Source organism: Caldanaerobacter subterraneus subsp. tengcongensis MB4 (genome assembly GCF_000007085.1).
Classification (GTDB): Bacteria; Bacillota; Thermoanaerobacteria; order Thermoanaerobacterales; family Thermoanaerobacteraceae; genus Thermoanaerobacter; species Thermoanaerobacter subterraneus.
The window spans coordinates 204,132-229,076 of the sequence record NC_003869.1 but is presented as its reverse complement, the minus strand read 5'-3'; the positions used below and the strand labels follow the sequence as shown (position 1 = coordinate 229,076).

At 35.4% G+C, this 24,945-nt stretch carries 22 protein-coding genes and 1 pseudogene; 1 reads left to right on the top strand and 22 read right to left on the bottom strand.

Annotation, left to right across the window (positions count from 1 at the left end):
* Positions 1 to 12: 12 nt before the first annotated feature.
* From TTE_RS01080 to TTE_RS00985, 20 genes are all read right to left on the bottom strand, one after another.
* On the bottom strand, positions 13 to 810 hold the full coding sequence (locus TTE_RS01080; protein WP_009609674.1) for an electron transfer flavoprotein subunit beta/FixA family protein: 798 nt from the start codon (positions 808 to 810) through the stop codon (positions 13 to 15).
* Between the two features lie 25 nt (positions 811 to 835).
* Positions 836 to 1,789, bottom strand: a complete 954-nt coding sequence (locus TTE_RS01075; protein WP_009609653.1) for a GNAT family N-acetyltransferase — start codon at positions 1,787 to 1,789, stop codon at positions 836 to 838.
* Positions 1,790 to 1,802: 13 nt separating this feature from the next.
* The gene (locus TTE_RS01070; protein WP_041587259.1) at positions 1,803 to 2,519 is read right to left on the bottom strand and encodes a PIG-L deacetylase family protein; all 717 of its coding nucleotides are present in this window, start codon (positions 2,517 to 2,519) and stop codon (positions 1,803 to 1,805) included.
* A gap of 97 nt (positions 2,520 to 2,616) precedes the next feature.
* Positions 2,617 to 3,576, bottom strand: a complete 960-nt coding sequence (locus tag TTE_RS01065) for a GNAT family N-acetyltransferase (RefSeq protein ID WP_009609652.1) — start codon at positions 3,574 to 3,576, stop codon at positions 2,617 to 2,619.
* A gap of 14 nt (positions 3,577 to 3,590) precedes the next feature.
* Positions 3,591 to 4,781, bottom strand: coding sequence for an anhydro-N-acetylmuramic acid kinase (locus TTE_RS01060; protein WP_011024707.1), 1,191 nt, complete (start codon positions 4,779 to 4,781; stop codon positions 3,591 to 3,593).
* A gap of 14 nt (positions 4,782 to 4,795) precedes the next feature.
* The gene (locus tag TTE_RS01055) at positions 4,796 to 5,719 is read right to left on the bottom strand and encodes a BadF/BadG/BcrA/BcrD ATPase family protein (RefSeq protein WP_009609641.1); all 924 of its coding nucleotides are present in this window, start codon (positions 5,717 to 5,719) and stop codon (positions 4,796 to 4,798) included.
* A gap of 18 nt (positions 5,720 to 5,737) precedes the next feature.
* Entirely contained in the window at positions 5,738 to 7,318 is a 1,581-nt protein-coding gene (gene nagZ / locus TTE_RS01050; RefSeq protein WP_009609655.1) for a beta-N-acetylhexosaminidase, read from the bottom strand.
* Positions 7,319 to 7,332: 14 nt separating this feature from the next.
* Positions 7,333 to 8,475, bottom strand: a complete 1,143-nt coding sequence (locus tag TTE_RS01045; RefSeq protein WP_011024706.1) for an exo-beta-N-acetylmuramidase NamZ family protein — start codon at positions 8,473 to 8,475, stop codon at positions 7,333 to 7,335.
* Between the two features lie 2 nt (positions 8,476 to 8,477).
* Positions 8,478 to 9,545 (bottom strand): serine hydrolase domain-containing protein, encoded by a 1,068-nt coding sequence (locus TTE_RS01040; RefSeq protein ID WP_009609631.1) that lies wholly within the window; start codon positions 9,543 to 9,545, stop codon positions 8,478 to 8,480.
* 3 nt (positions 9,546 to 9,548) lie between these two features.
* Complete coding sequence (gene murQ / locus TTE_RS01035; protein WP_009609599.1) at positions 9,549 to 10,469, bottom strand: N-acetylmuramic acid 6-phosphate etherase; 921 nt, start codon at positions 10,467 to 10,469, stop codon at positions 9,549 to 9,551.
* 22 nt (positions 10,470 to 10,491) lie between these two features.
* The gene (locus TTE_RS01030) at positions 10,492 to 11,340 is read right to left on the bottom strand and encodes a MurR/RpiR family transcriptional regulator (protein ID WP_009609656.1); all 849 of its coding nucleotides are present in this window, start codon (positions 11,338 to 11,340) and stop codon (positions 10,492 to 10,494) included.
* 112 nt (positions 11,341 to 11,452) lie between these two features.
* Positions 11,453 to 12,796, bottom strand: coding sequence for a diaminopimelate decarboxylase (gene lysA / locus TTE_RS01025; protein ID WP_011024705.1), 1,344 nt, complete (start codon positions 12,794 to 12,796; stop codon positions 11,453 to 11,455).
* Positions 12,797 to 12,817: 21 nt separating this feature from the next.
* Positions 12,818 to 13,618, bottom strand: a complete 801-nt coding sequence (gene murI / locus TTE_RS01020) for a glutamate racemase (RefSeq protein ID WP_011024704.1) — start codon at positions 13,616 to 13,618, stop codon at positions 12,818 to 12,820.
* Between the two features lie 203 nt (positions 13,619 to 13,821).
* A complete protein-coding gene (locus TTE_RS01015) occupies positions 13,822 to 15,468 on the bottom strand; it encodes a peptide ABC transporter substrate-binding protein (protein WP_011024703.1) in 1,647 nt (548 codons plus the stop codon).
* 257 nt (positions 15,469 to 15,725) lie between these two features.
* Entirely contained in the window at positions 15,726 to 16,667 is a 942-nt protein-coding gene (gene rbsB / locus TTE_RS01010; RefSeq protein ID WP_009609647.1) for a ribose ABC transporter substrate-binding protein RbsB, read from the bottom strand.
* A gap of 89 nt (positions 16,668 to 16,756) precedes the next feature.
* A complete protein-coding gene (locus TTE_RS01005) occupies positions 16,757 to 17,713 on the bottom strand; it encodes an ABC transporter permease (protein WP_009609637.1) in 957 nt (318 codons plus the stop codon).
* Position 17,714: 1 nt separating this feature from the next.
* A complete protein-coding gene (locus TTE_RS01000; RefSeq protein WP_009609666.1) occupies positions 17,715 to 19,205 on the bottom strand; it encodes a sugar ABC transporter ATP-binding protein in 1,491 nt (496 codons plus the stop codon).
* A gap of 18 nt (positions 19,206 to 19,223) precedes the next feature.
* Positions 19,224 to 19,616 carry a D-ribose pyranase gene (gene rbsD, locus TTE_RS00995; protein WP_011024701.1) on the bottom strand — a complete coding sequence of 131 codons (393 nt, stop codon included), beginning with the start codon at positions 19,614 to 19,616 and terminating at the stop codon, positions 19,224 to 19,226.
* Between the two features lie 4 nt (positions 19,617 to 19,620).
* Positions 19,621 to 20,541, bottom strand: a complete 921-nt coding sequence (rbsK, locus tag TTE_RS00990; RefSeq protein ID WP_009609642.1) for a ribokinase — start codon at positions 20,539 to 20,541, stop codon at positions 19,621 to 19,623.
* A gap of 3 nt (positions 20,542 to 20,544) precedes the next feature.
* Positions 20,545 to 21,561, bottom strand: a complete 1,017-nt coding sequence (locus TTE_RS00985) for a LacI family DNA-binding transcriptional regulator (protein ID WP_009609605.1) — start codon at positions 21,559 to 21,561, stop codon at positions 20,545 to 20,547.
* Positions 21,562 to 21,742: 181 nt separating this feature from the next.
* Here TTE_RS00985 and TTE_RS00980 point away from each other — a divergent pair.
* Positions 21,743 to 23,084: pseudogene (locus TTE_RS00980) on the top strand (PhoH family protein).
* 22 nt (positions 23,085 to 23,106) lie between these two features.
* Here the strand turns inward: TTE_RS00980 and TTE_RS00975 are convergent.
* Positions 23,107 to 24,030, bottom strand: a complete 924-nt coding sequence (locus TTE_RS00975) for a Gfo/Idh/MocA family protein (protein ID WP_011024699.1) — start codon at positions 24,028 to 24,030, stop codon at positions 23,107 to 23,109.
* Between the two features lie 256 nt (positions 24,031 to 24,286).
* Positions 24,287 to 24,940, bottom strand: a complete 654-nt coding sequence (locus tag TTE_RS00970) for a potassium channel family protein (protein ID WP_011024697.1) — start codon at positions 24,938 to 24,940, stop codon at positions 24,287 to 24,289.
* Between the last annotated feature and the right edge of the window lie 5 nt (positions 24,941 to 24,945).

The following is a 24,945-nucleotide window of genomic DNA, read 5'->3' as shown; positions in this document are numbered from 1 at the left end:
TTTTAAGCCTCCTCAGATAAACTCTTTTTCTATCAGGTATTTTAAAATCTCTTCTAGTGCTTTGTGCAAAGTAGTCTCATCTTTTACAACTATCTTTTTGCCTTCTCTCATTACTTTGGGGCTGAATATCTTCACTACTCGAGTTGGAGAACCTTTAAGCCCTATCTTATCCTCTTCTGCATTTATTTTTTCTGCATTCCAAATAGGAATTTTTATACTTTTTGCTTTTATTTTCCCTCTTAAAGTAGGTAACCTTGGTTCACTTATTTCCTTTATCACCGTCAATACAGCTGGCAACGGCATTTCAATTTCTTCATAACCTTCTTCTACAAGTCTTTTTACTAAAATCTTTTTGTCGTCTATTTTTATAATTTCACTCGTAAAAGTTGAAAGTGGTAAGTCAAGGAAAGAGGCTATGCCAGGCCCTACTTGCCCTGTATCTCCATCCGTTGCACGTTCTCCGCATATTATAAGGTCAAAAAGACCTATTTTTTCGATAGCTTTAGCTAATACATACGAAGTCGCAAAAGTATCTGCTCCAGCAAATCTTTTATCAGATAGTAAAATCCCGTCATCACATCCCATAGCTATTGCCTCTTTTATTGCTTCTATTGCTTTTTCAGGCCCCATGGATATGACAATTATTTCTCCTCTATATCTTTCTTTTAGCCTTATCGCTGTTTCTATGGCATATAAATCGAGGGGATTTACTATACTTTCTACTCCTTCTCTCACCATTGTCCCTGTCACAGGATCCATTCTTACATTGCTCGTCTCAGGTACTTGTTTTATTGGGACTATTATTCTCATAGGTTTTTCTCCTTTTCATCTACTTTTAAAAACTAAACCTCATCACATGAAATTTCCTAGTTATTTTAAAACCTGTCTTTTTATATAAATGCCCTGCTGCGCTTTCTTCTCCGGTCCATAAAAACCACACATTGTGTAGCCCTTTACACCGCATCTCAAAAAGGCAGTAGTTTAAAAGTATCTTCCCCAGACCTAACCCTTGCATTGAAGGGTCAACTCCAAATGGACCGAACCTTTCGCGAATCCCTTCATATGCCCCGTATAGACAAAATCCCACTATTTTATCATCTTTCTCTGCAACAAGTATTTGCTCCAAATGTAATCCCTGTAAAATTCCTTCTCTTATTGCTCTCCCCCAGTCGGGATTGAAAACTACATTTGCAAATTCAATTAACTCATATAGATGTCTGTCCTCAGCATATCCAAATTTAAACCCTTCTTTTTCTCTTTCTTCTTTCAGCTTTTTTACTTCCTCAGGTATCGTAAAATCTAGTAACGACCTATCCATTGCTACAGGAGAGTATAATTTTGTAAAACCTTGTTTTAAGAGAAATCTATAACCTTCAGGATAGGTCTTTTCATCAATACCTGGTAAAAAATAGTTCGGAGCATAGGAGGAGAAGAATATATATTTCCGCCCTTTCTTCTGAACAAACTCTTTCGCTTTTTCAAACATTTTGCTGCCAATTCCCTGGCCTCTATAAGCTGGATGGACAAAGAAAACTGTAATCCAGCTATTCTCTGGCTCTAAATCATCTTTGTACATAGGCAATTTTCTTACCAAAGTAAGAGTAAAACCAATTATCTGACCTTTTTCATCTTCAGCTACAATCGCTCCCTCAGGGTCAAAATTGGGATCTAACAATACTTTTGCACGAAATAGGTGTTGATTTATTGGGTCAAATGGAAGGCTTTGCTGCCATGCTTCTACTATCCCTTTTTCATCCCCACCTCGATAAGTTCTAACTATATACCTCATTCTTTTCAACTCCCTATTCTAAATTAAATCCAGGTAAAGATGCGCCTCTTCTTTTATTAGCTCCTTCTGGCATCATAAAAGCTTGAGCGTATTTTACTCCCATTAGGCATCCTCTTACTACAGCTAAGTGAGTGTAGTAATCTAAATATCTGAAAGTAGAAACTCCTCCTCTTACAAACTCATATTGTTTTATTGCTTCCACCCAGACATCATACGTAGAAGTAATATCTACATACACATCCGGTTCAAATCCATAAGGATCTTCCCAATTTTCCCCGTAAAATAAGCCCCTCACCCCGTGAGCAGGATACTTTAGTTCAAAGGCAGGTAAAGCCGCAATTAATAATGCTCCTTCCACTATGAGGTAAGTATTTGCATGATCTGGATGCATACTATTTTTCCAATGGGTGATTATAACATCTGGCTTCTTTTCTCTTATTACCTCCGCCAACTTGAATTTTACTTCATCATTTACTGGAAGTTCAGCATCTCTGTAAGGTAGAAAAATAGACTCTGCCCCTAAGATTTCTGCAGCTTTTTTTGCTTCTTCAATCTTTTGTTTAGCATATTCTTCGGGTTTTAAATGTGGATGCCCTTTTTCTCCGGGAGTAAGATGCACAATACTTGCTTCATGTCCTGCCCGCGTGTATTTCGCAATTACTCCCCCCGCAACTAATTCCATATCTCCGCAGTGAGCACCTACTGCCATAATGTGTAATTTTTTGCCCATTTTAAACTCCACCTCTTTCACTTATGTCTCCCCTAATTTTTCGCAGTTAATTGTTTTTGTTATTTTCTCCTATTGCTCCCTTTCATCGACCTTTATTTTAAAATTGTTTTTCGTATTTAATATATCTTTTCCAAACCTTACATCCCAATTTTCCGTAGAAATCTACAAGATTTGTCCAATCAATTACTATATTTCTTATTCCTCTCTGATTCAAGAAATACATGCCTGCTTGAACAATGGCTAAACCATATCCTTTTCCTCTTTCTTCTGGATCTATACCTAATGGCCCTATTCCCCCCAATTCTTCTTCAAACAAAGGAGCCCAGTAAACATTTTGAGCAATAAAAGGAGATTTGCTGTCATTTATTCTGCAAAATCCAATTATCTTTCCTTTCTTTTCTGCTACTACAAATTCTCTTCCTTCTCCTCCTTTTTCAAAATACTTTATTGCTTCATACTCCCATCTGCCGGGAAAGCATCTGTTTAAAAATTCAAGGAAACTGTTTTTTTGCCACTTATCCAAAATCTTAAATTCAACTTCCGGAAAGACAGGCAATGTAACTTGGCCTTCACCATTTAGTCGACAGTATAAGTCATACTCTTCTCCAAACTCTACATAACCTTTTTTCTTAAACCATTCTACTGTGTCTATGTATTCAGAAGGAATACCAGGAAAGTAATGCCATGGATCCTGACCTAAAACTACTGTTTTTACTCCATTTGCCTTTAAAGCTTCTTCAGCTTTTCTTAATAACTCACTTCCTATGCCTTTATTTCTATAGTCCGAATCCACTAGTATCACTTGTATATATCCTGTATCTTTTTTGTTTTTTACACATTCCAAATCCTCTTTCCATATCTTTGAAATTATAAATCCTACCAACTTCTCCTTTTCTAAAGCTATCCAAGAACCTTCTAGAAGTACATTTTTATCCTCAAGGCTGTTTTGATAAAACAACTCTTTTCTGAGTGGAAATTCTTTACCCAATTCTTTATTCCATAGCCTTACAATCTCTTCTCCCTTATCTCTTGCCAACGGCAGATAGTCAATACCCATTGCCACACCACCTACTATAAAGAAATTTTTCCCATTACTACCGGATGTTTTGCTCCTGTTGCTTTTGGAATATTGTTAAAATTGCCATTTATAGTCTCACTTGCAAGGATTGCAAAAGCAACAGCTTCTTTGGCATCGCTATTAAATCCTATGTCTTCTTGCGTTATTACCCTAACCTGAGGCAACTGTTTTTTTATCATTTGTACAAGGGTTTTGTTGAAACTTCCTCCACCTCCTATTACTACTTTGTCAACTTTGTAGTAGGGAAATATAAACTTTTCGTAGCTTCTCACCACTGAATAAGCAGTTAAAGCTGTAACAGTAGCAACCAAATCGTATTTATCTATTTCCAAGTAGGAAGCCTTTTTCATCAAATTATCCACATAATTTTTCCCAAAATGCTCTCTGCCAGTGGTCTTTGGAGGCTTCATTTTAAAAAATTCATCTTTTAACAGCTCTGCTAAAAATTCTTCATTTACTTTCCCGCGAGATGCTAATTCACCATCTTTGTCGAAATTCATTTTCCCATGAGTAATCCTCTTCACAACTTCATCTATCACCATGTTTCCAGGACCTGTATCAAATGCAATTACGTCTTCTATACTACCTCCTTTAGGCAAAACAGTAACATTGCCAATTCCACCTATATTTTGTAAGGCTATTGTTTCATTTGGTGACCTATACAAGATATATTCAGTGTAAGGTACTAAAGGAGCTCCTTGCCCTCCTGCAGCTACATCTCTTACCCTAAAATCAGCCACTGTTACAATTCCAGTTCTTTCAGCTATTACTGCTGGTTCCCCTATTTGAAGAGTAGAACGGACTTTATATCCCATATCTTCAATAAAGTTAGGAATATGGTATATGGTCTGCCCGTGAGACCCTATTAAATCTATATCTTTCGGGGTTAAACCTGCTTTTTTAATGAGTTTTAAGGTAGCTTCTGCAAACAGTTCACCGAGTAAAAAATTCATATGGCATATCTTCTCAACAGTTCCAGTATGGGGGTCAAAAAGCTCAAATATCTTCTTTTGCACTTCCTCTTCGTACGGAAACTTTTCGAATTCTAAAAGTTCAACCTTTGTATCTAAACCTCTCCCTTTGACCTTCACAAGAGCAGCATCAATCCCGTCAGCAGAAGTACCGGACATTAACCCAACCACTAATCTTTCTTCTTTATTGTAAATACGCAATAACCTATCCATCGCACTTTCCTCTCTCATCGTTCTTTTAAAAAATTCAACGCTAAAATAGCAGCTCCATAAGACGCATCTTTATCTAGCTTTTTTATATTCGCTTTAGGATAATACCTTTTAATTAACCTAGAAAATTCTTTAAATACAAATTCGTTATTTATAAAAACACTCCCAGTTACTACAATTGGAATTTCATCATTTTCCCATTCAAATGCTTCTATGACCGCTTTTGCAAGCTTAAAAAGCTCTTTGGCTGATTTCTCTAAAATTTTTCTAGCTTCCTTATCTCCTTCTTTATACGCTTCATCTACTACTTTTGCCAATTCTGCTATGTCAGCTTTTGTAATTCCATCCTTATAAACAAATCCTATAAATTCCTCAGGTCTTTTAACGTTGAGCCTTTCCATCATCATATATAATAATTTCGTGTAGTTCCCTCTCCCATCGTAATACCTCAAAGCTGCCTTTATACCCTCTACAGCAATGTAATAAGCACTCCCTTCATCCCCTAAAAGATGCCCCCATCCGCCGGCTCTTTTCTCTATACCGTCTTTTCTCCCATAAACCAATGAACCTGTTCCTGCAATTATTACTATTCCTTCTCTTTTTTCTATAGTCTCTGATAAAATTATTTCTGCATCATGCGTAACAACTATATTACCTTTAACACCTATTTCCTTTAAACAATTTGTTATTATCTCTTTTTCTTCTTCCCTTCCTGCTCCAGCTGTTCCAACACAAATTGCTCTACAGTCACCCAATTTAAGATGCATTTTTTCTACAGATTTCACAATCAAGTTTTTTAAGTTCTCACATGCTTTTTCTCTTCCCTCAGACCTTATATTTGTAGGTCCCCCTCTTCCTGTAAAAAGGACATTTCCCTGCAAATCTAGGATAGAAATTGCGCTTTTTGTGCCTCCTCCATCAATTCCAACTACATATTCCATTTCTTCACTTCCCTAAATTCATATGGTCACAGGAAGTTTTCCTTCAGCAGGATATTTCCCCGTCAAGACTCCTATCACGCTTTCTACTGACAATGGGGTGTACTCGTAAGCACATACATAAGTAGGCACATTTTCAAACTTTTGAAGGTCATAAGGATTTCTCAAAGCTACAACAATTACATTTTTGTTCACTTGCAAAAGTGCGTTTACTAGTTTTACTTGACCTTCATTTAAATTAGCATTGTAAGTACCTACGACAACTACTTCTTTATCCTTTGCCTTTTCTAGAATTACTGAGATTTCTCTATTGTTTGGATTTACAGAAATAGTTTCTTCTACTCCTCCAAATGTAGAAGTAAATTGTCTTGCAAAAGAAAGCCTATCCATCAAAGCATCGTCTACAAAAGAAACCGGAACTGTTTCAGGAGAAATTGCCAGTACATTTTTCGTCTTTAAAGGGATTAATTTTTTCTCATCTTTAACAACTGTTATGCTCTTTAAACTTATGGCTTTTGCAATTTTTCTATGTTTCTCAATTCCAACTGTGGTGTCAAATTTGTCTTTCTCAGGATATGGCCTATCAAAAAGTCCATATTTTTCTTTCATCTTGAGTATCCTTCTTACTGATTCATCTATTCTTTCTACAGAGATATCTCCTCTTTCTACAGCTTCTTTTATATTTTCAAAAGCTTTTATCTGTAGCTCTTTAGTATGAGAAACAAGTACTATATCTGCTCCAGCTTTTATAGCCATTGACGCTGCCTTTTGAGTGCCAAAATATTTGGCTATCGCATTCATTTCCATACAGTCAGTTATAACAAGCCCATCAAACTTGAATTCTTCCCTTAAGATGCGGGTAAGGATATTATAAGAAAGAGTTGCAGGAACTTTACTATCTTCTAAAGCCGGAAAAAGTATATGAGCTGTCATTATCGCATCTACGCCATTTTCTACAGCTTTCTTAAACGGATATAATTCCACTTCATAAAGCCTATCCTTGCCATGATTGACTTTCGGTAAATCAAGGTGAGAATCCACAGTTGTGTCTCCATGTCCTGGGAAATGTTTAGCTGTAGCTATCACACCTTCTTTTTGAAGCCCTTTTATGTAGTTTATTCCAAAATTAGCCACATCCTCTGGGTTTTCACCGTAAGACCTGACTCCTATCACTGGATTTAAAGGGTTATTGTTCACATCCATAACCGGAGCGAAATTTATGTTTATGCCTATAGTTCTTAATTCTCTTCCAGCTATTTCTCCCACTTTATAAGCATTTTCTGGGTCTTTTGTAGCACCAATAGCCATATTGCCGGGAAAATAAGTAGCTCCTCTGTAAATCCTTGTGACCATGCCACCTTCCTGGTCAATAGAGATAAAAGCTGGTATTCCGGTATTTTCTATTGCTTCTTTCTGTATGTCAGTGCATAAATCCATTACTTGCCTTGCATCCTGCACATTTCTTGAAAAGAGTATTACATTCCCTATTTTATAACTTGTTACTAATTCTCTTATATGGTCGTCGTAAAAAGCTGACGGAAAACCTATCATCAGCATTTGCCCTATTTTTTCTTCCAATGTCATTTCTTCTATTTTCTTCATTTTTTCAATCCTCTCTATTCATAGAAATGATAACTCTCTTTCAATCTTTTAAACTCTTCACTTTCTCTTTTCCATTTGTCCAATAACTGATCCTCGTCATACTTCATCAGCCTTAACTCATCTGTACCTGCTAGCAAATCAATAAAATATACGTTACTTTCCCCATATGGTGGCAACCATTCAAAATTTTCACCACTTTGCCTTATTATCTCGTATAATAGCTTTATCCCCACTTCAACTGAGTCAACAGCTTTTCTATCTTTTACGTGTATTTGAACCCCTTTGCACAACTGTCCTTTGTGTTTAGAAAAACTCGGTATAAAGTAAACTGGCCTAAATACAACCCCTTTTAGCCCTTTTTTGTTCATAGAATCGGCTAATTTGTAAGGGTCAATCCAAGGAGCACCTATAATCTCAAAAGGTCTTGTAGTACCTCGCCCCTCCGAAATATTAGTTCCCTCAAATAAGCAAGTACCGCTATATAGCACTGCTGCATCTAGAGAAGAAATGTTAGGTGAGGGGTTGACCCACAAAAGGCCTGTTTCATCGTAGTACATATCTCTTTTCCAGCCTTCAAGCTTTACGACGTGCAAATCACAATTGATGCCAAATTCTTTGTTAAACAGATGAGACAACTCCCCTATAGTAAGACCATAGCGCTGCGGAATTGGATACCATCCTACAAAAGACCTAAACTTGGTATCTAATATGTTCCCTTCTACTTTCAAACCTCCAATAGGATTAGGTCTATCTAAAACTACAAATTCTTTACCATTTTCTTTACACGCTTCCATTGCATAAGCCATGGTATAAAGGTAAGTATAATACCTGGAACCCACATCCTGCACATCTATCACTAAAACGTCTATTTCTTCTAACATTTCTGGTGTAGGTTTTTTTGTATCTCCGTATAAGCTATAAACTTTCACTCCTGTCCTTTCATCTACGTATCCCTTTACTTTTTCACCTGCTTGAAATTCTCCTCTCACTCCGTGCTCTGGTGAAAACAAAGCAGTTAAGTTAAAATTCTCATGGAAGATTTCTATTGTAGATTTCATATCTTGATTAACACCAGAAGGTGAAGTAATTAGCCCAATTCTTTTGCCTTTAAAAAGCTCTTTATATTTTTCCAAAAGGTCTACTCCACACTTTACCAACTCTAATTCCTCCAATCCAAAGCTGAAAGCACAGCATTGTGGAAAAGCCGCCTAAACCTTATTATCTTCACATTTTCACGAGTAGGATGCACTCTGTTTGTTAGTAGTATCATGAACACTTTATACTCCGGATCTACCCAGATAGAAGTACCTGTAAAACCTGTGTGGCCAAAAGCTTTTTCCGAAAATAAATCTCCGCCAAAAGCAGTGTGCCCTTTTATAACCCATCCCCATCCCCTGTTTTCTTCTGAATTTGGGGTATAATTTGTTATCATTCTGATAAACAGAGGATAGGACAAAAATACTTCTTCTCTAACTCTGCCAAAGTTTATAAGCATTGTAGCAAATTTTACAAGGTCATCTATGGTTGAAAATAGCCCTGCGTGTCCCGACACTCCTCCAAAAAACCTCGCATTTTCATCATGGCATACCCCTTCTATAACCTTGCCAGTAGTTTTGTCTAATTCTGTAGGAACAACATCCTTTCCTATAGGATTAAACATTGTATCTTTCATTCCCAATGGCTCAAATACCTCTTTATGACATAACGTGTCAAGTCTATTGCCTCCTAAAATTTCTAATATCCTACCTAACAGAATGAAATTTAAGTCGCTGTATTCCACATTTTTATTTGGATTTAGCTTTACTTCTTCACATATGTAATTTATAGAATCAAGGTAATCTTTGCATTTTTCATAAAAGGGAAGGTAAGCCGGCAATCCAGAAGTATGAGTGAGAAGTTGAAATATAGTAATTTTATCTTTGCCATCGCCTTTAAAATTCGGGATATACTCTGAAACTCTATCGTATACAGATATAAGTCCGCTCTCTAACATTTTCATTAACAACATAGTTGTAGCTACAACTTTTGTAAGAGAAGCCAAATCAAACAGAGATTCTCTGTTAAGCTTTTCATCATACGGATATAATCTTTTATTCCCTTTTACTTCAACCCTCACAAAACCCTTGTCATCACCTACTGCTGCCGCAACTCCTGGAAATACTCCTTCTTCTATCCCTTTATCCAATAACATAAAAGCCTTTTCCAACTTCGAAAGATTAAAACTCATAATTTATTCCTCTCCTTGTAAAACTAAATCTTTTAGCTTAATCGCCTCTGCTATATATCCGTCCGCCATCTCCAAAAGCTTTTGAGCTTTTTCTTTCTCCATATCTCCTACTATCATTAAAATTGCCAATTTTACATTATAATTTGTTTCATTAAGAACTCTCTCTATCAAGTCCTCCTTTGCACCAGTAGCCAATTTTACCATCCGCCTTGCTCTTTCTCTCAATTTTTCGTTGCTGGCTTGAAGGTCTACCATTAAATTACTATAAACTTTCCCAAGCTTTATCATTACTCCTGTAGAAATCATGTTCAGCACAAGTTTTTGGGCAGTACCGGCCTTCATTCGAGTAGAACCCATTATAACCTCTGGACCCACTATTGGAGTAATCATCACATCTACTATGTTTTCAACATTTTTATTTTCATTGCAGAATAATCCTATTGTAAGGGCTCCTACCTCTTTAGCATATCTTAAAGCTCCTATGACATAAGGCGTCCTGCCACTAGCAGATATACCTATTACACTATCTCGCTCTGTCAAATTTATATTTACAAGGTCCTGCCTCCCCCCTTCTACATCGTCTTCTGCGCTCTCTATTGCATTTCTTATTGCACTATCTCCACCTGCTATTATCCCTACCACCAGTCCAGGGTCTACCCCAAAGGTAGGAGGGCATTCGGAAGCATCCAAAATACCAATACGCCCACTTGTACCGGCTCCAACGTATATAAGGCGCCCTCCTTTTTTCATCCTCGGTACGATTCTGTCAATCGCTTCAGCTATAGAAGGTATAACTTTCTCCACTGCAAGTGGCACTTTCTTGTCCTCTTCGTTGATCTTTTTAAGCATATCAACGGTGCTAAGTCTATCTATATCCATAGTGTTTGGATTTCTTCCTTCGGTTATTAATTCCTCTAGCGTCATTAAACCCAGTCCTTTCTTTGATTTAATTATTTATTTTGCGCATAGATAGCACTTCACTGGTGTTTTCAAGATATCTGACTACGTCGTTATACTTTTTTTGTGCTACTAAAATGAATAATATATCAATAACAGTAAGTTGGGCTATGCGGGAGGCCATAGCCCCCGCTCTAAACATAGCCTCCTCAGAAGAAACAAATAGATTTATATCAGCAGCTTTGGCAAGGGGTGACTGTCCGTATTTCGTCAAGCTTATAGTAGTTGCTCCCGCCTCCTTGGCAGTTTGAATAGCTTCAACTATTTCTTTAGTAGCTCCTGAATAAGAAATTCCAAATGCTACATCTCCCTTTTTTAAATTAACTGCAGACGTTAGCTGTAGGTGAGTGTCTTGATACGCAGTGCATGGTATATTTATTCTAGAAAATTTTAACATTGCGTCATAAGCCACCACTCCAGAAGCCGCAACCCCGTAAAAATCAATCTTATTTGCATTTGCAAGAGCTTCTGCAGCTTTTGTCAATTCCTCTGCGTTTAAAACTGCGATAGTGCTATCGATCGCTTGTTTGTTAAAATTAGCTATTTTCTGTATCACAGCCATAACATCGTCTTCACTAGTAATGCCTCCATCCAGCTTTCTTGTTTGCTTTGCAAGGGAGACAGCAATTTTGATTTTTAACTCTTGAAACCCTTTCAAGCCTATAGTTCTACAAAACCTTATGATACTTGCCTCACTAGTATCACAAGCATTGGCCAATTCATTTACAGATAATTCTGTAACAACAGTCGGATTCTCTAAAATGTACTTTGCAATTTTGGCTTCTGAAGGTGTAAAACTAGAGCTCATTTCTCTGATTACTGCTAAAACGTCCGTCATACTGACCGCCCTTCTCTTTCTTGTTAATATATATATTCGACGTAAGTTGTAAAATTCCTTCTTAAATTTTAAAAAAATGTGTAGTTTTACTTCATAAACATTATAATAGGATTCATATTGCTTGCATTTCCCGCCCTTGGAACTTCTCCTCTAGCCTTTCTGGTATTACATCATTTTTTATTACATCCTCATATGTCTCTCTTTTTACAATAATCTCTGCTTTCCCTTTTGAAACCAAAATCACAGCAGGTTTTGGCAATCTATTGTAATTGCTTGCCATAGAATACCCATACGCTCCTGTATTAAGTACAGCAATTATATCTCCTTTTTTCACTTCAGGTAGCAAAATATCCCATATAATTACATCGCCTGACTCGCAAAGTTTCCCAGCAATTGTTACTTTTTCCAAACGTCCATTATATACCCTATTTGCAATCACAGCAGAATACCTTGCACCGTAAAGAGCAGTCCTAATATTATCTGACATGCCGCCATCTACAAAAACATATTTCCTCACACCAGGTATTTCCTTTACTCCTCCTACTTTATAAAGAGTAATACCAGTATTTCCTATAATTGCTCTTCCCGGTTCCACAATAATTTTTGGTAGTTTTATTTTAAGAAGACTTACTTGGGCCTCCAATTCCTCTAATATGTCCCTTAGCATTTCTTCAACTGGCTGGTAACTATCATCTTCCACATATGGGATTCCAAAGCCTCCACCTAAATCTAATTCCTCTACTCCTCTTCCTAAAGTGTCTTTTATTTCCTTTAAAAGCTCTAACATGATTTTCACTGCAATTTTATAAGGAGTAGATTCCAATATTTGAGATCCTATATGGCAGTGCAGTCCTTTAAATTTTAAACTTCCTGAGGTTAAAGCTCTCTTTACTGCTTTAAAAGCTTCTCCGTTAGAAATAGTAAAGCCGAACTTTGAGTCTATCTGCCCTGTCATTATATATCTGTGTGTATGAGCTTCTATCCCAGGCGTAACTCTTATATAGATTGCCGGTTCTTTGTTTAACTTCTTTGCCAAAATTTCTAAAAGTTCTAATTCATCCCAATTATCAATAATTATCCTGCCGACTTCACTTTGTAGAGCCATAATTAGCTCTTCTTCAGATTTGTTATTCCCGTGGAAATAAATCTTTTCTGTCGGAAAACCAGCTTTTAATGCAGTATACAGCTCTCCTCCTGATACTACATCAAGTCCTAATCCTTCTTGCTGTATTATTTTGCACATAGCTGTAGTTAAAAAAGCTTTTCCTGCATAAACCACTTCATTTTCAGGGTTGTGGCTTTTTAATGCATTGTAAAAGATTCTGGAATTGGCTCTGAGTACATCCTCATCTATTACATAAAGAGGAGTTCCAAATCTCTCAGCAAGTTCTACTGCATCACAACCACCTATAACTAAATGACCCTTGGAATTTACTTTTATAGAGTTGTAAAACATTTTTTATTCCCCCTTAAATCCCTATTTCAGTTCCTCTATAGCGATTCTTAAAACATCTATATGTTTGTCGTTGAGAAATGTTCCAGCGACCTTTATAAAATTTTCCTTTTCACCTGTAACTAAAAATCGAATTTGTCCTCCTTTTTTGTCCTTAACCAAATTGTTTTCTACCAAATATTTTTTTACTTCATGAGCTAATTTTATTGCTGGATCTACTACAGTCACTTTATTATCTACTACTCTTTCAATAAAGGGAAGCAAAATAGGGAAATGAGTACAACCAAGCACTAGAGTATCTATATCTTTCTCTAAAAATTCTTCAGTACATTTTTTTACAGCTGAGTAAATCGAAGATGCCTCATAAAACCCATTTTCTACAATTAAAACCAGCTCCGGACAAGCCTTTTGGAAAACCATCGCGTTTCTATTTAATCTTTTTATCCCCTTTAGATAAGCTTCACTTTCTACAGTCCTTTTAGTAGCTATTACCCCTATTCGGCCATTTGAAGTAGCTTCCACTGCACTCTTTATTCCTGCTTCTAATATTCCAAACATCAAAATTTCATAGTCATTCTTATTAATACTTGAACATATAGTATTACAAGCAATCACTACAGCTTTGACTTTTTGCTTCTTCAAGTAATTCACAATTTCTCGTGTAAACTTTTCTATTTCTTCTTTTGGTCTATTGCCGTAAGGAACCCTTAAAGTATCTCCGAAATATATGTAATCTTCCTCTGGCAAAATTTCCAAAAGTCTTTTTAAAACTGTAATTCCTCCGACTCCTGAATCAATAATTCCTATAGGTCCATTTTTATCCATTTCCACCACCTTTTGCTTAAAATATTTTTTCTGCACTTTATTCTACTTTTCACCCCCCATCTAAGTATTTAATCCAATTTTATATCATCAGACTTTAATAATCAATACAGAAATTTATCTAAGAAATTTATCTAACACTTGCGGGAATATCTGTAAACATCTTAAAAAGAGCCAAGCTTATAAGCTTGACCCTTTTTAAAGCACTATTTATTTTTACCTTCTATATACGTCCATTTCCACTCATCGTCTATCCCCACAGGAAATCTTATCCAGTCTTTTACATAGGGTCTTTCTAAATACGAGGTAATCCTAAAAAGTAAAGGAGCAATAGGCATATCCTCCATCAATATATTCTCTGCCTCATGCATAGCCTGCATTCCAACGGAATTATCAATTGTAGAATTAGCCTTTTTTATGAGTTGATCATATTGAGGGTTGCTATAAAAAGCTCTGTTATTACCTCCATCTGTAACCCAAAGGTCTAAAAATGTCATTGGGTCGTTGTAGTCAGCTACCCAATTAGTATACACTATATCGTAATCTCCTTTATTCATCATATCAAGTCTTACTTTGAAAGCTACGTTGTAAATATCAACAGTTACACCTAAATTTTTACTCCAAAACTCTTGTAATACTTGTGAATGTTTCCTCGCTGCATCACTGTCTCCAGCTACAAATTTAATCTTGGGGAGCTTATCAATTCCTAGTTCTCTCATGCCTTGTGCAAGCAATTCTTTCGCTTTTGCTACGTCATTATCTTTAAAGTAATCCCCGCCTTCTTTTCTAAATTCTTCTTTATCTCCAGGTATTCCTGGTGGCACAAAAGCGAGAGCAGGTATCCCTCCGCCAGCGAAAACATAATCTACAAAAGACTGCCTATCAATCGCATAACTGAAAGCTTTTCTTATATTTACATTTGAAAATATCTTGGATTTGTTGTTGAACATGACATAGTAAGTTACACCTATTGGCATTTGGTGAAAATTCGGATCATTTTTATATTTTGCAATATATTGGGCAGGTACACTAATAGAATCATAACGCCCTGTTTCCCAGTTTTGAATAATAGTATTTTCTTCCTTTACCATGTCCATATTTATCTGTTGAAGTTTCACACTATCCTTATCCCAATAGTAGGGATTTTTTACAAGTACTATATTCTGTTCGTGATTCCATTCTTTTATCATATAAGGACCGGAATAGACCATCGTATCAGGAGAGGTTCCATATTTATCTCCAAATTTTTCAATAGCCGCTTTTTGAGCAGGCAAATAAGTACCCCATCCTGTCAAACCCAAAAATTGCGGAGCTGGTCTTTCGAGTATTACTTCTAGCGTTTTGTCATTAAGAGCCCTTACACCTACATCTTCTGCCTTAGCTTCCCCTTTATTAAAAGCTTCCCCATTTTTTAAATAATAGAGCATGTACGCATAGTTTGACCCTGTTTTCGGGTCAAGAGCCCTCTTCCAAGCATATTCAAAGTCATGAGCAGTTATAGGGGTTCCATCGCTCCACTTTGCATCTCTCAAGTGAAAAACATACCTCAACCCATCTGGAGAAACTTCCCAATCTAAAGCTAGTCCAGAACCTTTTTCTATTTTCCCGTATTTATTTAGCCTCACTAGCCCTTCTAATGTAGCATTTAACATTTCAAATGATACTAAATCAGTAGCCAACTGCGGATCCAGAGAAGGCGGTTCTTCCCCTAAATTAATATTTAAAACCTGCTCATCTGCTAGTACTTTTTGGGAAGATATAGGATTAGAAGATTTAGAACATCCTGAAAAACTTAAAGATAAGATAAATAACACTGCAACAAATAGTGAAATTATGCTCTTTTTCCCCCTCATTAGTCACTCCACTCCCCCTTATAAATTGTAAAAACTCTGGCTCTCGTCACTTCTTGAATGTCATAAATTTTTATTCAAGGTTATAAATAATTATATCATTAAATGTTTTCATTTCAATAGTGTCTATGGAAAATTTACTGTAAAGTTTTAGATTAAGTATTGAATCATTAAAGACTTGACAAATATATTTCCCAATAATTACAATAAAGTTAAAAAGAAAAACGCCTGTCACTTTAGTGACAGGCAAAAATCGCAAATCACTGTACATTTTCTTTTGTTATGAGTTTAAGTTCTGCAGGAATAAAGTTAGGTATTTTTTCACCTTTTAGGTATTTATCAGCCATCTCCACACCAAGTGATCCCATTAAAGCTGGCTGCTGCGCAATTGTAGCAGCCATTTTCCCTTCTTTTATAGCTTTTAGAGCATCTTCTGTCCCATCAAATCCCACAACAATAATTCCTTGTCTATTAGCTGCCTCAATTGCTTTTATAGCTCCTAAAGCCATTTCATCATTTTGCGCAAATACTGCATCAATTTTGGGCTGGGCTTGCAAGATGTTTTCCATTACTGATAAACCTTTGGAACGATCAAAATCAGCAGCCTGCTTTGCAACTATTTTTATATCTGGATACTTAGCAATAGCTTCATCAAACCCTTTGCCTCTATCTCTTGCTGCAGAAGCCCCAGGTATACCTTCAAGTTCTACTACATTCCCCTTGCCTTTTAGAGCTTTAGCTATAAATTCTGCAGCCATTTCTCCACCCTTAACATTATCTGAAGCTATATGGCAAACAACATCTCCACCATTTGCTGATCTATCTATAGTTATAACTGGTATATTTTTGCTATTCGCTTCTTTTATAGCAGTAACAACTGCATCGCTATCCACAGGATTTATAAGTAAAACATCTACTTTCTGTTGAATCAAATCTTCTACATTAGAAAGCTCTTTAGATGAATCATTTTGCGAATCTTCAACTATTATTTTGTATCCTAGTTCTTTCGCTTTTTCTTCTGCACCATTTTTTAAAGTCACAAAGAATGGATTGTTAAGAGTAGATATCACTAATCCTATAGTTTTCCCCTCTTTGGTACTAGTAGAAGCTGTATTTGGAGTATTTGTTTTACAACCGCTCAAAATCAGCGCCGCTGAAGTCACAAAAATAGTTAAAAGTAACAGTATTCGTGATTTTCTCATAAATCTCTCCACCCCTTTAATTTTTTAATATAAACTATCCAAAACTCTAATAAAAACTCTAAATTTCCAAACATCCCCCCTTTTCTCATTTACTCACTTTCTTTTTTGTCTAAAGCTATAGCAAGTAATATTACTACACCTTTTACAATATATTGATAAAAAGGTGAAACGTTAAGCAAATTCAGACCATTGTTCAACACACCTATTATTAAAGCACCTATCAAAGTCCCAATTATTCCACCTTCGCCCCCAGATAAACTTGTACCTCCTAGTACAACAGCAGCTATTGCATCAAGCTCTGCACCTTGTCCAGCTGTTGGGGCAGCTGAGTTTAATCTTGAAGTAATTATTAAGCCACTTACTGCTGCTAAAAAACCACTTAAAGCATATACAAATAGAATTATTTTATTAGTATTAATTCCTGCCAGTTTAGCAGCTTGTAAATTTCCTCCGGTTGCATATACATATCTTCCTAATCTGTTGTTTTTTAAAATATAGTATCCTATTACAAAAACGAGAATTGTGATAATTATTGGAACAGGAATGGAACCAACATACCCATTGCCGATATATCCGAAAGCTTTTCCTAAGCCAGTTATTGGTTGGCCATTAGTATACACAAGCGTAAGCCCTCTTGCTATTGTCATCATAGCAAATGTAGCAATAAATGGAGGAATATTCCACCTGATTATAACAAAACCATTAAACAATCCTAAACCAGTACCTATTATCAATCCCGCCAATAAAGCTATGATTAGGGGCATACCATCTTTCAACATACCGGCTGTAACTGCACTTGAAAACGCCAATATAGAACCCACAGATAGGTCTATCCCACCTGTCAATATCACAAATGTCATCCCTACAGCCATTATTGCATTTAGAGAGGTTTGTCTTAATACATTTGTAAGGTTATAGTAATCCAAAAAACGTGGAGATAATATTGAAAACGCGATAATTAATCCCAATAAACCTATTAAAGATTTCGCTTTTAAAAGCAACTCACCAATATTTATTTTCATTGCTTTTTCGTTCGGTAGCTTCAATTTATTCCCCTCCTACAGCTTTTAACATAACTTTTTCTTCTGTAGCTTCTTCGCGAGAAATTTCTCCTGTTATTTTCCCTTCATGCATTACTATAATTCTATCACTTATATTTAAAACTTCAGGTAATTCCGAAGATATTAAAATTATACCAATGCCCTGTCTTTTTAAATCATTGATTAATTTATATATTTCATTTTTTGCTCCTACATCGATACCTCGCGTTGGTTCATCGAGAATAATTAACTTGGGATTTGTCAACAAGCATTTAGCAATCGCTACTTTTTGTTGATTCCCACCACTTAATCTAAATATTTTTTGATTAGGAGAAAACGATTTTATATTCAATTTTTGAATCATTTCATTTACTATAGACCTCTCTTTTGAAAAATTAATAGTTCCTATATAGTCAGAAATTTTTTTCAAAGCCGAAAGAGTCATATTCTCTTTCAAAGTATGCTTTATAATTAATCCTTCATTTCTTCTGTCTTCTGATAAATACATTATCCCTTTTTCAATAGCATCCCTAGGGCTGTTTATTTTTACTTCTTCTCCTCCCAAATAAATTTTACCCGATGTTTTTTTATAAAAGCCAAAAATTGTCTTTGCTACCTCCGTTCTGCCTGCACCTATTAGCCCCGCAAAACCAACTACTTCTCCCTTTTTCACAACAAAAGAAACTTTTTCAAACATACCTTTTACAGTCAAATTTTCTACGCGTAATATTTCTTCTCCTGGAGAAGAACACTCGTAAGGAAAATGCTCTTTTAACTCCCTACCCACCATCATCTTTACTAAATCATCACGTGTAACTTCACTAATTTCCCCTTGAGAAATAAGGCACCCATCTCTTAAAACAATATAGTCATCGCAAATCTCAAAAATTTCATTCATCCTATGAGAAATATAAATGATAGACTTCCCTTCTTTTCTAAGCCTTTTTATTACCTCAAATAATCTTCTCGTCTCTCCTTCTGTTAATGCAGCAGTAGGTTCATCCATCACTAATATCTCTGCATTCATTAAAAGGCTCCTTGCTATTTCTACCATTTGTTGTTCGCCAACGCTTAGGTGTTTAACCAACCTATCCACATTTAGATCCATCCCTAATTCATGAAGGATCTTAGCACTTTCTTGTTTTATTTTCTTCCAATCAATAGAATTAAAAGTTCTCACATACTCTCTCCCTAAGAAAATATTTTCAGCAACACTTAAAGAAGGAACTAAATTAAGTTCTTGATGAATCATCGCAATTCCATATTTTTCTGCATCTCTAACATTTCGTATATTCACTTTTTTCCCTTTTAAATAAATGCTTCCCTCATCTTTTTCATAAATTCCGCACAAAATTTTCATTAGTGTTGATTTTCCAGCACCATTCTCACCTAATAGTGCTAATACGCGACCTCTATATAAAGTTAAATCAACATTATCCAATACTTTGACATTGCCAAATTTCTTACTAATACCTTTCATCTGTAAAATAGGTTCCAAAAATTATTCCCCCCTACTTTAAAACTCTACACCTGATTCCAAAACAATATTTGCATAGGGAGTATATTCACCTGTTCTTATCACAGCTTTTGCATTTTTACACATTTCTTTCAGCTGTTCATGGTCAATAATTACTAACTTATCGCCAAATTGCTCTGACAATTCTAAATACAGTTTTTTGTTTTTATCTATCATCTCTCTTGCTACATAAGCCTTCTCTACTCCTAATTCTGTAAGAACTGTATTCAATGTATCCCTAAAGCTTGGTATGCCTTTAGTTAAAGCAATGTCAATTCTTTTAACATTATCTGGTATAGGTAACCCGCTATCAGCAATTACTAATAAATCTTTGTGCCCTAATCTTGCAACTACTTCTGAAATTTCACTATTTAATAATTCCGTTTTCTTCATTGTTTCAACTCCTCTCCTTAATAAATTTTTCTACTTCTTCTTTATAAGGCAAAGAAGTCTGGGCACCTTCTTTAGTAACTGTAAGTGCAGCAACAAATGTAGCAAATCTTATTGCATCCTCTATTTTTTCCCCTTTGCTTAAAGCAAAAGCTAACGCTCCTGTAAATGAATCACCTGCTGCTGTTGTATCAACAGCAGTAACTTTAATTGCATCAAATAGTTTTTCCGTATTTTTATTAATAAAATAACTTCCTTTTTCTCCAATAGTTGTTATAACATTTTGAACTCCTTTGTCTAGCAAATATTTCGAAGCCTTTCTTATATCTTCAATTGTTTCTATTTTGCTTTTGGATAAAAAAGCTAACTCTGTTTCATTTGGAGTCAAAATATAAACTTTCTCTAAAACTGTATCAGGCAATTCGTATGCTGGTGCAGGATTTAATATAACTTTTATCCCTCTGCTATAGCACAAATCTACTACAAACTTCACTGTTTCAATTGGTATTTCTAATTGAAGAAGACATATTTCTGCTTCATCAAAAAAATGCTCATATCTTTTTATTTGTGTCATATTAAGCCTCTTGTTTGCACCCTGATAAACTACTATATTGTTTTCTCCTTTTTCACTCACGTTAATATATGCTGTACCTGTGGGAGTCTCTGAATCAAATTCTATTCCTTCTACACCTACCCCATTGCTTTTTAAATCCCTATATAATTTTTGGCCATACTCATCATTTCCTACTCGACCAATCATAGAAACATTTCCACCTAACCTAGCTATAGATACAGCCTGGTTTGCACCTTTACCACCACCATAATTTTTTAAATCGTAAGCAATAACTGTCTCTCCAACAACTGGAATGCGCGGTACTCTTATTACAATATCCATGTTAATGCTTCCTACAACAACTATTTTTCTCATTTTTTACCCACCTTTGACTAATTTAGTACTTTGCCGGATTACCAACTGCGGTCTAAAATTAATAATTTTTTTCTTCAGTTTTTTACCTTCTATAAGCTTTATTAACATTCTAGCAGCAGTCAAACCCATATCATAAGCAGGTTGCTTTATAGTACTCAATTGCGGCTCCAGTATTTGAGAAAGCTGTATATCATCAAATCCAACCACTGAAATATCATCAGGAATTTTATAGCCAAAAGAACGAATAGTCTTGTATGCACCGTATGCCATCAAGTCATTGCAAGCGAAAATAGCAGACATATCTTTATTATCCTTTAATAACCTCTCTGCTCCAATTATCCCACCGTTTATTTTATAATCCCCTTCAAATATAAGTTTCTCATCAATTTTTATTCCACTATCTAATAATGCTTTTTTGTACCCCTCTAATCTTTCTTTAGCACTTTTGGTATATAAAGGACCAGTTATACAACCAATTTTTTCATGCCCCAAATCTATGAGATGTTTCGTTGCAATATAACCACCCTCATAATTATCAAGAAAAACCCCATAAATATTTTCTGAATCAACACGCCTATCCATTATGACAACCGGAATCCCACTTTCCACAAGTTCTATGATATGCTCATGTTTTGGAATAGAGCTACTCGTAAATATTATCCCATCCACATATTTTTCTTTTAATGCCCTTATATACTCACTTTCCTTCTCTAAATTGTCATCCGTATTACATAAGAAAACATTGTAGCCATAGATGTGAGCACTATCCTCTACTCCTCGGGCAATATCAGGGAAAAATGGGTTAGAAATATCAGGAATTATAAGACCAATAGTTTTAGTTTTCTTGGTAACTAGCCCCCTTGCAATGGCATTAGGCTGATACCCAAGCTCTTTTACTAATTTAAGAATTTTTTGCCTCGTTTCCTCGCTAACCCCTTCCGGTTTATTGTTTATGACTCTTGATACAGTTGTTACAGATACATTTGCTAATCTAGCAATATCTTTTATTGTAACTGCCATATTCCTATCACCTTGTTAATATAGTTTAACGTTTTAGTAAAACGCTTAACTATATAATAGAATAAAAATTATTCTTTGTCAAGTATAAAAATAAAAATTTTTTACACAAAATTAACACATACTTTTCAAAATTGTGATACAATTTTTATGAAGGGATAAACTCTAAGAGGGGGGTAATCTATTGAAGAAAAAGTATATTCTCGACACAAATGTTCTTTTGCATGACCCCATGTCTTTAATACAATTTTGATGACAATGAAGTAATCATCCCTGCAGTTGTGATAGAAGAAATAGACAGCATGAAAAACCTTCAGAACGAGGTAGGAAGAAATGCAAGGTTAGTAGGGCGGATTCTCGATAGATTAAGAGAAAAGGGAAAACTAAATGAAGGAGTCCCTTTAGAAAATGGTGGGTTGATAAAAATTGAATTAAATCATATCGCAAATGAAACTGTAAAAGAACACTTCCTTGAAATAGCCAATGATAATCGTATTCTCGCAGTAGCTTTAAATTTGTTCCATGAAGAACAAAAAAAGGAAAATCCTATGCCTGTGATTCTTGTATCAAAAGATGTGATAATGCGCGTAAAAGCTGATACTCTAGGAATCTCATCCCAGGATTATCTCTCTGACAAAATCAAAAATTACGATGCCCTCTATACAGGTTTTATAACAGTATTTGTACACCCTTCTACCATAGATTCTTTTTATACAGAAAAACATCTTCCCAAAAGTCAAGTCCCCGAATTAAAAGAAACTATTGACATTTATCCAAATCAGTTCGTGATATTCAAAGATTCTTTTGGAAGCAATAAATCAGCAGTAGCTAGATACAACAAATACACAGATTCTTTCGAACACCTCTATTCACCCGAATCCGTATGGGATGTATCCCCCAGAAATGTTCAGCAGCGAATGGCAATGGATTTGCTGGTAAACGACAGTATTCCCATTGTAACTTTAACAGGAAAATCCGGAACAGGAAAAAGTCTTTTAGCTCTTGCCTGGGAGCTTTCCAAAGTGCTTGATGAGAAAGTGTATAATAAACTCCTTATAGCTCGTCCAATTGTGCCAATGGGGAATGACATAGGGTATCTTCCTGGTGATAAAGAAGAAAAATTAAAACCATGGATGAAACCAATATATGATAATTTTGAATACATCTTCAGGAATAGAAAAACAGACACAAATATTGAAGATGTAATTGCCGGTATAAAAAATATAGAAATTGAAGCGCTGACTTATATAAGAGGGAGAAGCATACCGAAACAATTCATAATAATAGATGAAGCACAAAATCTTACACGCCACGAGATAAAAACAACCATCTCCCGCGTAGGAGAAAGTAGTAAAATAGTCCTTTTAGGAGATCCCGAACAAATTGATAATCCTTACCTTGACGCAACAAGCAATGGACTTACGCAGGTAGTGGAAAAATTCAAAGAATCGAAATTATCAGGACATGTAACCTTAATCAAGGGTGAACGCTCAAAAGTAGCAGAATTAGCAGCAAAATTGTTATAAAATCAGGGCAGATGCCCTGATTTTATAACGCCTTTTTATATATCTCTTCCACAATTTCATGAGCTTTCAAAGCATAATCTAATTCCTCATTTGCTAATTTTTTATTGTCATCTAATACATTTCTTATAAAACTTTTTACAATATTTACAAAACCTTTTTTGTAAGATGTGCTGTCCCAACTTCCAAAAGTATGAACTTCCACGCGCCTCTTCTCCATTGTTCTTAATAATTCCATATCCTCTACAACAGCGCTTCTATTATTACCATGTATTTCTAGCTTCTCGTAGTCTTTCCCTGTATTTCTGTGCATTAAACCTATTGCCGTATAATTTTTGGATTTCAGTGTAACCATTATGGATTTTAAAGCATTATTTTCTTTTAAAACATGTATATCTAGTTCTCCGACTTCTTTTACTATGTAGTAAAGCGTATCTGCAATGTGAATAAAATCATCGTACAAGGTATATTTTAAATCATCTCTTATATCATTATCTCGGTGTTTTTCCATTAGACAAAGCTCTGGTTTGACACTTTCAAAGAATTCAAAAGCTTTTTGATACAAAGGCGCATATCGCCTATTAAATCCTATAGTAAAAATAAGTGATTTTTTTCTTGCCAAATCTATAAGCTCTTTTGTTTTATCTATTTCATTTGTAATAGGCTTATCTACATACACATTAACTCCATTTTCTAGAAGCATTCTTACTATCTCGTAATGGCTAACAGTTGCCGTGTGGACAAATGCACAGTCCGGCTTTAACTTAATCGCTTCCTCCAAGTCTGTGTAAACACTACAGCCATATTTTTCTTTATATTTTTTAAGTTTCTCTTCATTTCTGCCCACTATTCCTACTATCTCTAGCTCTTCTAAAGTAAATATAAAAGGCAGATAAGCTTTATTAAAAATGTTCCCCGGCCCCACAATAATTGCTTTTAATTTTTTCATGGAAACACCTCGTTAAATCGTAGTCTCGAATACGCAAACAACTCTGAAATAACAAGAGATACTGCTCCAATTGCTCCTACTTGAAATTGAAGTTCTTCCTATAATTATTGTTCCTTCTTTTAATCCTGTTAAATCAACTACATCTTTTGTAACATATCCAGTTACATCCATAGATTCATAACATTTTGGCACCTACTGATATAATGAAATGTTATATAAATCTCCAATGGCTTTATTTTTCTTGCTTTCTTATAATCTACATTTTTATCTCGAATTTCTTAATATCTATATTTTTGCCGCAAACAGCCAATATATCACCTTCATCAACCACATAATCTGGCCCCGGTGACACAATAATCTCATTATTCATCTTTTTTGCAGCTATGACATTTAATCCGTATCTTTCCCTCATCCTTATCTCCTTTAATGTCTTATGAAACCACTCTTCAATTGGGAGAATTTCTGCTATGCTGTAATCTTTAGAAAACTCAATAAGATCCAATAAATTGCTTGAAAAAATATTCCTGGCAACCCTTATACCCATATCTTTTTCAGGCATCACCACTCTATCTGCTCCCACTTTGTAAAGAACTCTTGCATGTAATTCATTGTGAGCTTTTGCTATTACATATTTTACTCCCATCTCTTTGACCAACATTGTTATCATAATACTTGATTCCATATTCTTTCCTATAGCGACTATGGCCACATCAAAATTTTTCACACCAAGTGACTTAAGTACATTTTCATCAGTAGCATCAGCCCGCACTGCATGAGTTACCAAACCAGCCATAGATTGTACCAACTCTTCATCTTTATCTATAACCAGTACGTCATTGCCCATTTCATATAAAGTTTTGGCCAAACTTATGCCAAAGCTTCCTAACCCAATAACAACAAATTGTTTCATCGTTC

Excerpts from the sequence above, each read along its gene's own strand:
- lysA (WP_011024705.1), bottom strand. The coding sequence starts at position 12,796 with ATGTTTTACAACTCTATAAAAGTAAATTCCAAGGGTCATTTAGTTATA.
- TTE_RS01055 (WP_009609641.1), bottom strand. The coding sequence starts at position 5,719 with ATGGAATATGTAGTTGGAATTGATGGAGGAGGCACAAAAAGCGCAATT.
- TTE_RS01040 (WP_009609631.1), bottom strand. The coding sequence starts at position 9,545 with ATGAGTTTTAATCTTTCGAAGTTGGAAAAGGCTTTTATGTTATTGGAT.
- murI (WP_011024704.1), bottom strand. The coding sequence starts at position 13,618 with ATGGATAAAAATGGACCTATAGGAATTATTGATTCAGGAGTCGGAGGA.
- rbsK (WP_009609642.1), bottom strand. The coding sequence starts at position 20,541 with ATGAGAAAAATAGTTGTTGTAGGAAGCATTAACATGGATATTGTAATA.
- murQ (WP_009609599.1), bottom strand. The coding sequence starts at position 10,469 with ATGACGCTAGAGGAATTAATAACCGAAGGAAGAAATCCAAACACTATG.
- TTE_RS01015 (WP_011024703.1), bottom strand. The coding sequence starts at position 15,468 with ATGAGGGGGAAAAAGAGCATAATTTCACTATTTGTTGCAGTGTTATTT.
- TTE_RS00975 (WP_011024699.1), bottom strand. The coding sequence starts at position 24,030 with ATGAAAAAATTAAAAGCAATTATTGTGGGGCCGGGGAACATTTTTAAT.
- TTE_RS01080 (WP_009609674.1), bottom strand. The coding sequence starts at position 810 with ATGAGAATAATAGTCCCAATAAAACAAGTACCTGAGACGAGCAATGTA.
- TTE_RS01060 (WP_011024707.1), bottom strand. The coding sequence starts at position 4,781 with ATGGATAGGTTATTGCGTATTTACAATAAAGAAGAAAGATTAGTGGTT.
- TTE_RS01065 (WP_009609652.1), bottom strand. The coding sequence starts at position 3,576 with ATGGGTATTGACTATCTGCCGTTGGCAAGAGATAAGGGAGAAGAGATT.
- TTE_RS01075 (WP_009609653.1), bottom strand. The coding sequence starts at position 1,789 with ATGAGGTATATAGTTAGAACTTATCGAGGTGGGGATGAAAAAGGGATA.
- TTE_RS01030 (WP_009609656.1), bottom strand. The coding sequence starts at position 11,340 with ATGACGGACGTTTTAGCAGTAATCAGAGAAATGAGCTCTAGTTTTACA.
- nagZ (WP_009609655.1), bottom strand. The coding sequence starts at position 7,318 with ATGAAGAAAATAGAAGAAATGACATTGGAAGAAAAAATAGGGCAAATG.
- TTE_RS00985 (WP_009609605.1), bottom strand. The coding sequence starts at position 21,561 with ATGGCAGTTACAATAAAAGATATTGCTAGATTAGCAAATGTATCTGTA.
- TTE_RS00970 (WP_011024697.1), bottom strand. The coding sequence starts at position 24,940 with ATGAAACAATTTGTTGTTATTGGGTTAGGAAGCTTTGGCATAAGTTTG.
- rbsB (WP_009609647.1), bottom strand. The coding sequence starts at position 16,667 with ATGAGAAAATCACGAATACTGTTACTTTTAACTATTTTTGTGACTTCA.
- TTE_RS01070 (WP_041587259.1), bottom strand. The coding sequence starts at position 2,519 with ATGGGCAAAAAATTACACATTATGGCAGTAGGTGCTCACTGCGGAGAT.
- rbsD (WP_011024701.1), bottom strand. The coding sequence starts at position 19,616 with ATGAAGAAAACGGAATTATTAAATAGTGAAATTTCAGAAGTAGTTGCA.